This is a genomic window from Nonomuraea deserti (genome assembly GCF_004348685.1).
GTDB classification, from domain to species: Bacteria; Actinomycetota; Actinomycetes; order Streptosporangiales; family Streptosporangiaceae; genus Nonomuraea; species Nonomuraea deserti.
Genome location: NZ_SMKO01000126.1, coordinates 18856 through 28435, shown reverse-complemented (window position 1 = coordinate 28435; position 9580 = coordinate 18856). Strand labels below are relative to the sequence as shown.

General features: G+C 71.3%; 9 protein-coding genes. 2 read left to right on the top strand and 7 right to left on the bottom strand.

The annotated features are described in order from the left end of the window. Positions 1-225 precede the first annotated feature (225 nt). Together groL and groES are read right to left on the bottom strand one after the other, a co-directional pair. Positions 226-1845, bottom strand: a complete 1620-nt coding sequence (groL, locus tag E1292_RS33700) for a chaperonin GroEL (RefSeq protein WP_132600532.1) — start codon at positions 1843-1845, stop codon at positions 226-228. A 71-nt stretch (positions 1846-1916) separates the two neighbouring features. Further along, positions 1917-2228 (bottom strand): co-chaperone GroES, encoded by a 312-nt coding sequence (groES, locus tag E1292_RS33695; protein WP_043623565.1) that lies wholly within the window; start codon positions 2226-2228, stop codon positions 1917-1919. Between the two features lie 376 nt (positions 2229-2604). Between groES and E1292_RS33690 the strand changes: the two genes are divergently transcribed. Together E1292_RS33690 and E1292_RS33685 are read left to right on the top strand one after the other, a co-directional pair. Then, on the top strand, positions 2605-3789 hold the full coding sequence (locus E1292_RS33690) for a class I SAM-dependent methyltransferase (protein WP_246090517.1): 1185 nt from the start codon (positions 2605-2607) through the stop codon (positions 3787-3789). A 254-nt stretch (positions 3790-4043) separates the two neighbouring features. Continuing rightward, positions 4044-5855: a hypothetical protein gene (locus tag E1292_RS33685; RefSeq protein WP_132600526.1), complete on the top strand. Its 1812-nt coding sequence runs from the start codon at positions 4044-4046 to the stop codon at positions 5853-5855. A 35-nt stretch (positions 5856-5890) separates the two neighbouring features. On the opposite strand, the gene tsaD is transcribed toward E1292_RS33685, so the two are convergent. The 5 genes from tsaD to E1292_RS33660 form a co-directional block, all read right to left on the bottom strand. Then, positions 5891-6922, bottom strand: a complete 1032-nt coding sequence (tsaD, locus tag E1292_RS33680) for a tRNA (adenosine(37)-N6)-threonylcarbamoyltransferase complex transferase subunit TsaD (RefSeq protein WP_132600523.1) — start codon at positions 6920-6922, stop codon at positions 5891-5893. Next, on the bottom strand, positions 6915-7346 hold the full coding sequence (rimI, locus tag E1292_RS33675; RefSeq protein WP_132600544.1) for a ribosomal protein S18-alanine N-acetyltransferase: 432 nt from the start codon (positions 7344-7346) through the stop codon (positions 6915-6917). The genes tsaD and rimI overlap by 8 nt, the downstream gene beginning before the upstream one ends. Positions 7347-7357: 11 nt before the next feature. After that, positions 7358-8005: a tRNA (adenosine(37)-N6)-threonylcarbamoyltransferase complex dimerization subunit type 1 TsaB gene (gene tsaB / locus E1292_RS33670; RefSeq protein WP_132600520.1), complete on the bottom strand. Its 648-nt coding sequence runs from the start codon at positions 8003-8005 to the stop codon at positions 7358-7360. Between the two features lie 76 nt (positions 8006-8081). Further along, the gene (locus tag E1292_RS33665; protein ID WP_132600517.1) at positions 8082-9011 is read right to left on the bottom strand and encodes an aminoglycoside phosphotransferase family protein; all 930 of its coding nucleotides are present in this window, start codon (positions 9009-9011) and stop codon (positions 8082-8084) included. A gap of 32 nt (positions 9012-9043) precedes the next feature. Beyond that, positions 9044-9580: a class F sortase gene (locus tag E1292_RS33660; RefSeq protein ID WP_165974872.1), complete on the bottom strand. Its 537-nt coding sequence runs from the start codon at positions 9578-9580 to the stop codon at positions 9044-9046.

Here is a 9580-nt window from a genome sequence, read left to right as displayed (position 1 = left end):
CACCCCTCCCGGCGGGCCCCATCGGGACCCACCGCCCCTCCCGGCGGTCCCGTCGGACCCCCAGCGCTCCCGCGGCGCACCACGAAGTCCCTCCGACGGCCCTGCCACCCCGCACCCCTCCCGGCGGACTCCGTCGGCCTCGCGACCCCGCGGCCCGCGGCGTGAAACGCGGAAGGCCCGCACCCCCTGAGGGATGCGGGCCGTGACGCGGAGCGGGAGAAGCGGTCAGTGGCCGTGGCCGTGACCGTGACCCTGGCCATCGGCCGAGGCCTCCTCCTCGGGCTTGTCCACCACGAGCACCTCGGTCGTGAGCAGCATGCCCGCGATCGAAGCCGCGTTCTGCACCGCCGACCGGGTGACCTTGACCGGGTCGATGACGCCCTGCGCGAGCAGGTCGCCGTATTCGCCGGTCGCGGCGTTGAGGCCGTGACCGGCCTCCAGCTCGGCGATCTTGTGGGTCACCACGTAACCCTCGAGACCGGCGTTCTCGGCGATCCAGCGGGCCGGCTCGACCAGCGCGCGGCGCACGATGGCGACGCCGGTGGCCTCGTCGCCGGACAGCTCGAGGTCGTCGAGGCCCTTGGCGACGTGGATCAGCGCGGTGCCGCCGCCGGAGACGATGCCCTCCTCGATCGCGGCGCGCGTCGCGGAGATCGCGTCCTCGAGGCGGTGCTTCTTCTCCTTCAGCTCGACCTCGGTGGCGGCGCCGACACGCAGCACGCACACACCGCCGGCGAGCTTGGCCAGGCGCTCCTGCAGCTTCTCGCGGTCCCAGTCGGAGTCGGACTGCTCGATGGCAATCTTGATCTCCTTGACGCGGTCCTCGATGGCCTGCGCGTCACCGGCGCCGTCGACGATGGTGGTGTTGTCCTTCGTCACCACGACGCGGCGGGCCTGGCCGAGCACCTCGAGACCGACGTGCTCCAGCTTGAGGCCGATCTCCTCGCTGACGACCTGGCCGCCGGTGAGGATGGCCATGTCCTGCAGCATCGCCTTGCGGCGGTCGCCGAAGCCCGGGGCCTTGACGGCCACGGAGGTGAAGGTGCCGCGGATCTTGTTGGTCACCAGGACGGCCAGGGCCTCGCCCTCGACGTCCTCGGCGACCACGAGCAGCGGCTTCTTCGTCTGGGCGATCTTCTCCAGCAGCGGCAGGAAGTCCGCGATGGAGGCGATCTTGCCCTGGGTGAGGAGGATGTAGGCGTCCTCGAGGACGGACTCCATCCGCTCGGGGTCGGTCACCATGTAGGCCGACAGGTAGCCCTTGTCGAACTGCATGCCCTCGGTGAACTCGAGCTCCATGCCCATGGCGTTGGACTCTTCGACGGTGAGCACACCGTCCTTGCCCACCTTGTCGAACGCCTCGGCGATCAGGTCGCCGATCTGCGCGTCCTGCGCGGAGATCGTCGCAACGTTGGCGATCTCCTTCTTGTCCTCGACCGGCCGGGCGGTGGCGAGCAGCTTGTCGCTGATCGCCTTGGCGGCCTTGTCGATGCCGCGCTTGAGCGACAGCGGCGAGGCGCCGGCGGCCACGTTGCGCAGGCCCTCGCGGACCATGGCCTGGGCCAGCACGGTCGCGGTGGTGGTGCCGTCACCGGCGATGTCGTTGGTCTTGGTGGCAACTTCCTTGGCGAGCTGGGCGCCGAGGTTCTCGTAGCGCTCCTCCAGCTCGATCTCACGAGCGATGGTCACACCGTCGTTCGTGATCGTCGGCGCACCGAACTTCTTGTCGATGACGACGTTGCGGCCACGCGGGCCAAGGGTCACCTTCACGGCGTCCGCGAGGGCGTTCACGCCACGCTCGAGCGCGCGGCGGGCGTCCTCGTCGAACTCCAGGATCTTCGCCATAGCTGAAAGTCCTCTCCTAGCGTCGAAAGCCCCGGTCGCCCCTTGGAGCGGCCGGGGCTCGACGCACCGGCTTACTTCTCGATGATCGCGAGAACGTCGCGGGCGGAGAGCACGAGGTACTCCTCGCCGCCGTACTTGACCTCGGTGCCGCCGTACTTGCTGTAGAGGACGATGTCGCCCTCGGAGACGTCGAGCGGAATCCGCTTGTCGCCGTCCTCGTCCCAGTTGCCGGGGCCCACCGCGAGGACCTTGCCCTCCTGCGGCTTCTCCTTGGCGGTGTCTGGGATGACCAGGCCGGAAGCGGTGGTCTGCTCGGCCTCAAGCGGCTGAACCACAATGCGGTCGCCGAGCGGCTTAACGGGAACCTTGGTGGCGGTCGTCACGATCGGACCTCCCCTTCAGATTTGAATGATCTAGAAGAGGCGACCAGCTGGGCCTGCCGTCGCGGGTGTCAGACCTGCCTCGTCGCACGTTGGCACTCTCAAGGGGAGAGTGCCAACAGGAAACATATGCAAGAGGGGCTTGACAGTCAACACGAACGCGTCTGCTGAGAGCGATCAGGGTGCCGGTAAGAAGGCTCTATCAGCGTAATGGCCGGTCATGCAGGGGTTGGCAAAGATCCTCCGGCCGCGAAGTCCGCGAGCGCGTGTCGCGCCGTCCTGGCAGCCCGGCATGTCCTGGTACGCGGTCCACCGGTCCGGACGCGGCCCCGCGCCGCGCGTGCCGGGTGCGTCCCCGATGCCGCTAACGTCGTGTGACGTGGACCTCGACGCCTTCAACGAGCTGCTGACCCCGCGCGGGCGGCGGGCGCTCGCGGAGGCCGGCGAGCTCGCCGGCGCCGACCCGGTGGCCGCCGCCACGAGGCTGCGCAGGACGTACGACGCGGCGCTCACCTCGGCGGCGCTCACCCAGGCGGGGCTCAGGGAGCGCGCCACGGCCAAGTTCGGCGAGGACGCCCGGCTGATGTACTTCACGCCGCACGGCCTGGAGCAGGCCACCCGGGCGGAGGTCGCCGGGCACCGCGCCGCCCGCCTGGTCGCCGCCGGCGTCCCCGAGCCCAGGGTCGTGGACGCGTGCTGCGGCATCGGCGGCGACCTGGTGGCGCTGGCACGCGCGGGCTGCACCGTGGAGGCCGTCGACACCGACCCGCTGACCGCCGCCGTGGCCAGGGCCAACGCCGAGGCGCTCGGGCTGGGCGGCCGGGTGACGGTGCGCGTGGCCGACGCGGCCGGCGTCGAGCCGGAGCGTTACGACGTGCTCTTCGCCGACCCGGCACGGCGTACGAGCAGGGGCCGCACGTTCGACCCCATGGCCTACTCGCCGCCCTGGCCCGTAGTGCTCGACCTCGTCTCCAGGGCCCGCACGGCCTGCCTCAAGGTCGCCCCCGGCATCCCCTACACGTTCATCCCCGAAGGAGCCGAGGCCGAGTGGGTGTCCTTCAAGGGCGAGGTCAAGGAGGCGACGCTCTGGACCGGCCAGGGGGCGGGCCGGCATGCGGACAGGCGGGCCACCTTGCTGCCCGGCGGCCACACCCTCACCGCCGCCGGCGTCCTGGCCGCCGTGGGCCCGGCCGGCCGGTACGTCTACGAGCCCGACGGCGCCGCCATCCGCGCGCACCTCGTGGGCGAGGTGGCCGAACTGGTCGGCGGCCGCCTGCTCGACCCGATGATCGCGTACATCACGGGCGACGACCCCGTGGACACCCCGTGGGCCGCGAGGTACGAGATAGACGACGTACTCCCGTTCTCGCTGAAGAAACTACGCGTCGCACTCCGAGAGCGGAAAATCGGAAATGTCACTATCAAGAAGCGCGCCTCAGCCGTCGACATCGAACGCCTGCGCAGCGATTTGCGGCTCAACGGAGACAGAGCGGCCGTCATCATCCTGACCCGCATTCTCGATAAACCATCGGTCATCATCTGCAATCCGCCATCCCCTCGCTGAGCTGGCATTCCGGGCATTCTTCGGTTTCGATGGATCTTCCCATTCGCCGCTGACGGACCTTGATCAAAAGGCTAAGGTGGGCGGGCGGGAGTTCTCCCCACTGCGGTTAACCGTGTTCTCGCTCTTTCATCTGCAAACCGGACCTACCCCACCGCTGCGCGGCAGACCGTCGGCGAGCGAAGGAGCTTTCGGTGGATCATTCCAACCACACCACCCTTCTTCAGGCAGGCGGCCATCTGGCCATTTCAGAGAGAATGCGAGACCTGCTGCAGCGCGCCTCCCAGGATCACGTCTACGAGCAGCGCACGCAGGGCGCCATGCTCGACGAGATCCGCCAGCGGCTCGAAGGCATGGAGTGGCTCCTGCGCGAGGTGCGCGAGCGCGAGCTCGGCGGCCTGAGCGGCACCCTTGAGGCGGTCAACGGACGGCTGGACGACATCACCGCCAAGCCGCCGATGTGGGCCGAGGGCCTGGCGCAGCACGTGGAGGCGGTCCGCGACCACGTCGACGCCGTCGGCGAGCGGGTGAGCGGCGTGGACGCCCGCGTCGCCCCGGTGGCCGAGCTGCCCGGCCTGCAGGCCGGCGTCGGCACCGTCGGCGAGGGCGTCGACGAGGCGCTCAACCGCCTGCAGGCGGTGCTCGACACCGCCGACGGCATCACCAAGGGCATGTCCGACTTCGCCGCCAGGCTGACCACGCTCAACTCCAGCATGGAGGCCGCCGCCGGCCGCTTCACCAGGCTCGACCGGTCGATGGCCGAGCTGGCCACCCGAACCGACCGCGTCGAGGGCGTGATCGGCGACCTGTCCGAGGGCGTCGCCGACTCGGCCGAGCAGGTGCGGGCCCGTCTCGACGCCGCCGAGCAGCGCATGACGGCCCGCCTCGACGAGACCGACCAGCGCCTCACCGCCCGGCTCGACGAGGCGGGCCAGCACCTCACGACCCGGCTCGACGAGACCGACGAGCGGCTCACCGTGCGCCTGGAGGGCACCGACCGGCGCCTGACCGCCCGGCTCGACGAGACCGACCAGCGGCTGGCCAGGAGCCTCGTCGAGGCCGACGAGCGGCTCGCCATCCGGCTCAAGGAGGCCGACGACCAGCTCACCGGCCGCCTCTCCGACGTCGAGCAGCGGCTCACCGCCAGGCTCGACGAGACCGACCGCCACCTGGCCGTCCAGCTCGGCGAGAGCGAGCAGCGCCTGACCGCCCGGCTCGGCGGCGTGGACGCCCGGCTCGACCGGGCAGAAAGCGCGCTCTCCGGCCTCGACACCAGGGTCGCCGACTTCGGCGGCCGGCTGGAGTCCGCCGACGAGTGCCTGGCCGACATCGACACCAGGATCGACGGCCTCGACACCCGGGTGGGCGGCGTCGACAAGCGCCTCACGTCGATGGACGGCCAGCTCGGCGCGGTCGACAAGCGCCTGGGCGTCCTCGACGGCCACCTGGGCCGCCACGACGACCGCTTCGACGCGCTCGACGTACGCGTCGACTCCCGCTTCACCGCGCTCGACGAGCGCATGGCCGCCACCGAGCAGCGCGTGGGCGAGAGCACCACCCGCACCGAGGGCCGCTTCAACCGGCTCGACGGCCAGCTGGACGCCATCGACGAGCGCCTCGGCGAGGCCGAAGAGCACCTGAGCAGCCGCTTCGACACCATCGACGGCCACCTCGGAGGGCTCGACAGCCGCTTCAACGTGCTCGACACCCACGTCAACGGCCTGGCCACCCGCGCCGAGCAGGCCAGCGAACACCTGGAGTCCGTCGACGACCGCATCGAGTCGGTCAACCAGCGCGTCGGGCAGCTGCCCGCCACCCTGGCCATCCCCGAGCGGGTCGGCGAGCTGATCCGCACGCAGACCGGCGACCAGGCCGAGCGGCTGGCCACCGCCGCCACCGCGCTCACCGAGCTGGTCAGGACACGCCCCGACCGTGACGAGCTGGCCGAGACGGTCACCGGCATCGTGCAGCCCGCCGCCGAAGACCTCAACAAGCGTCTCGGGGCCCTGGAGGAGACCATGCTGGCGCTGGCCGAGGCCCTGCTCCGCCCGACCAGGGCGAAAGACTGACCGCTCGCGCGGGCACGCGCCGGCCTGCCCGCGCCCTACACGTGGACCGTCGTGATCGGGAGCGAGGAGTCGGCCGGGATCTCCAGGGTCGAGGGGGTGATGCCGGCCGCGACCAGGTCGGAGCCCAGGGCGGCGACCATGGCGCCGTTGTCGGTGCACAACCCGGGCCGCGGCACCCGCAGGCGCACGCCGGCCGCCTCGCACCGCTCCTGCGCCAGCGCGCGCAGCCGGGAGTTGGCCGCCACACCGCCGCCGATCAGCAGATCGTGCACTTCGTACTTCCTGCACGCCTGGAGCGCCTTGCGGGTCAGCACGTCGACCACGGCCTCCTGGAACGAGGCGGCGACGTCGGGCACGTGCACGGCCTCCCCTGACGCCTCGCGGGCCTCGACCCAGCGCGCCACCGCCGTTTTGAGCCCGGAGAAGGAGAAGTCGAGCGTGCCGTCGTCGAGCTTGCCACGCGGGAACGCGATCGCCTCGCCGGAGCCCTCGCGCGCGGCCCTGTCGATGTGGGGCCCGCCGGGGAAGGGCAGCCCCAGCACCCGCGCCACCTTGTCGAACGCCTCGCCTGCCGCGTCGTCCACGGTGGAGCCCAGCGAGATCACGTCTTCGGCGACGTCGGGCACGAGCAGCAGCGACGAGTGGCCGCCCGAGACCAGCATGGCGATGCACGGCCTGGGCAGCGGCCCGTGCTCCAGCTGGTCGACGGCGACGTGGGCGGCCAGGTGGTTGACGCCGTAGAGGGGCACGCCGAGGCCGAGCGCGTAGGACTTGGCCGCGGCCACTCCGACCAGCAGCGCGCCGGCGAGCCCTGGGCCCGCGGTCACGGCGATGGCGTCGATGTCGGAGAACCGCAGCCCTGCCTCGGCCAGGGCGGCCTCCACGGTCGGCGTCATGGCCTCCAGATGGGCGCGCGAGGCGACCTCGGGCACCACGCCGCCGAACCTGGCGTGCTCGTCCATGCTGGAGGCGATGGTGTTGGCCAGCAGCGTGTGGCCCCTGACGATGCCGATGCCGGTCTCGTCGCAGGAGGTCTCGATCCCCAGGACCAGCGGTTCGTCAGCCATCGAGCTTCCTTCTCATCATGATCGCGTCGGTGCCGTCGTCGTAGTAGCGGCGGCGGGTGCCGATCTCCTCGAACCCGAAATGCCGGTAGACCGTCTGCGCGCGCGCGTTGTCGGCGCGTACTTCCAGGAAGATCTCCCGCGCTCCCCTGCGGCGGGCCTCGGCCAGCAGCTCGGTGAGCATCGCGCTGCCGATGCCGGTGCCCTGGTGTTTCTCCAGCACGGCGATGGTCTGGACGTCGGCCTGGTCGGCCGCGGCGGCGAGCCCGGCGTAGGCGACGATCTCGCTGTCGACCAGGGCCACCACGTAGTGGCGCGAGCGCGGCATGTCGGCCAGCTCGCCGCGCATCATGCCCTCGCTCCACGCGTCGAGCGGGAACGTGGCCTGCTCGATCGCCATGACCGCCGGCAGGTCGGCCTCGGTCATCACCCTGAGCTTCACGCCGTCACCCTCTTCGGCGCGCCCGGCACCACGGCGTCGGGCCTGCGCAGGTAGATCGGGCGGGGTGGATCGAGCGGGGTGCCCTTCGCGAGCCGCTCGGCCGCGAGCGCGGCCAGCGCCCCCGCACTGGGGTACGGGGACACATCGCTCCGGTTTCCCAAAATTTCGGGATATAGCGCGGCACCCGCCCCCACGACCGGCAGCCCCTCCACCGGCACCTCCGCGGGCCGGTTGACGAACGGTCCCTCGACCCGGGTGCGCATGTCGGCATAACGCCCCCAGAACACCTCTTTGCGCCGAGCGTCGGTGGCCACCAGGAACGGCTCGGATAGGCCGCTGCCGAACGCGACACCGTCGAGCGTGCACACGCCGTAGGAGGGCACGCCCAGCGTCGTGGACAGCCCCTGCGCGGTCATCAGGCCGACACGCAACCCGGTGTAGGGGCCGGGGCCGCTGCCCGCCACGACGGCCGTGACGTCGCGCAGCGACGCCCCCGACTCGGCGAGGACACGCTCGATGGTGGGGGCGAGCAGCTCGCCGTGGCGCCGGGCGTCGATCGTCGTCGACTCGGCGAGCACCCGCTCCCCGTCGTGGAGGGCGGCGGTGACGGCGGGTGTCGCGGTATCAAAGGCCAGGACCAGCACGACTGTTTAGCGTACCCGCCGTCAGGGTCTCTCCCGGCCGTAACCGGTACGCCGGCGACAAGCCGGTGCGGGGCGGTCAGGCCCAGCCCGTACGCCGCCGCAGCCAGTCGAGCGCCACCACGCCCTGCGCCCGCTGGAACGCCCTGACCGTGGGCAGGCCCGGCGGATCGGGCAGGCGGCCGTGGTGGACGAGATAGCCGGTCATGGCCGCGACCAACGCGGTCACGGCGGGATCGAGGTCGGTGCACAGCTCGTACGGCGGCGGCCCGCCCTGCATGCCGACCGACGGCAACAGGCAGACCCGGTCGACCCAGGGCGCTCCCAGGCAGGCCCACGGCCAGTCGACGAAGTAGACGCGATCGTCGGTGAGCAGGATGTTGTCGGCCCGTACGTCGGCGTGGACCAGGCTGTCTCCTGCCGCGGCCGCGGCCCAGCCCGACTCCAGCTCGGCCAGCTCATCGAGGTGGCGCAGCGCCCACGGGTCGAGGCCGGTGGTGTCCTCGTCGAGCAGCCTGCGCCAGCCGTCGAACGACGAGCCGAACGTCTCGCCGATCCGCGGCACCTCGATCGGTGAGGGAGTGAGCGCGGCCGACATCTCGTGGAGGGCGGCCAGCACCCGGTCGAGCTGGTCACGCCGCCACGGCAGCTCGGGATGCGCGCCCTCGACGTCCTCGAAGACCAGCGTCACCCAGCCGTCCAGCTCGAAACCCGTCAGCAGGCGGGGTGCGGGCACGGACGCGGGCAGGGCGGCGGCGACGGCGAGCTCGGCCTGGTAGATGCCGACGCTGTCGGCGTTCGGCTCGGGGCCGACGGCCTTGACGAACGCCCGCCTGCCGCCTTCGGTGCGCAGCCGGACGGCGGCCGCCGGCGAGAAGCCGCCGGGCTGCGTCGTCGCCGCCGCCACGGGCCCGCCGAGGAATCGTTCGACCGCCGCGCGCACCGGCGGGTGCACGTCGTGCCACGGCACGCGGGCGCCGGACGCGGGCGGGATGGTGTGCACGCTCATGTCTTCATCGTCCCGGGGGACGCAACCGCATTTCAGGCCCGGGACGCGTACACGATGATGTTGTCCAGGTATTCGCCCCTGGCATAGTCGAACTTGCCGCCGCAGGTGACCAGCTTGAGCCCGTCCTCGACGTAGACGCGCTTGGCGGGGAAGTCGTCCTTGTGCACCTGCTCGATCCCGTCCACCGTGAAGGTCACGGTCTTGCCGTCGCTGCGTTCGACCTTGACGGTCTCGCCCTTGCGTAAGTTCCTGAGCTTGTAGAACACGGCGGGCGCCGTCTTGGTGTCGACGTGGCCGATGATCACCGAGGCGCCCTTCTCGCCGGGCACCGCGCTGCCGGTGAACCAGCCGGCCATCTTCGGCTTCTCGTAGGGCGGCAGCTCGATCTCGCCGTTCTTCAGCAGGTCGAGCTCCATCAGCGGGGCCTCGACGTCGATCGACGGGATGTCGATGCTCTCCGGCACGACGGCTTCTGCGGGGGTGGTGCCGGTCCTGAGGTTGTTGCCGAACGCGACCAGCAGCAGTCCCGTCACGGCACCTGCGAGCACCACCCGTCCTGGGCGGGCCAT

Bases quoted from the DNA above. Each gene is read 5' to 3' on its own strand.
- groL (WP_132600532.1), bottom strand. From the start codon at position 1,845: ATGGCGAAGATCCTGGAGTTCGACGAGGACGCCCGCCGCGCGCTCGAG.
- E1292_RS33660 (WP_165974872.1), bottom strand. From the start codon at position 9,580: ATGGCCCGCCCAGGACGGGTGGTGCTCGCAGGTGCCGTGACGGGACTG.
- E1292_RS33685 (WP_132600526.1), top strand. From the start codon at position 4,044: ATGCGAGACCTGCTGCAGCGCGCCTCCCAGGATCACGTCTACGAGCAG.
- tsaD (WP_132600523.1), bottom strand. From the start codon at position 6,922: ATGGCTGACGAACCGCTGGTCCTGGGGATCGAGACCTCCTGCGACGAG.
- E1292_RS33665 (WP_132600517.1), bottom strand. From the start codon at position 9,011: ATGAGCGTGCACACCATCCCGCCCGCGTCCGGCGCCCGCGTGCCGTGG.
- rimI (WP_132600544.1), bottom strand. From the start codon at position 7,346: ATGACCGAGGCCGACCTGCCGGCGGTCATGGCGATCGAGCAGGCCACG.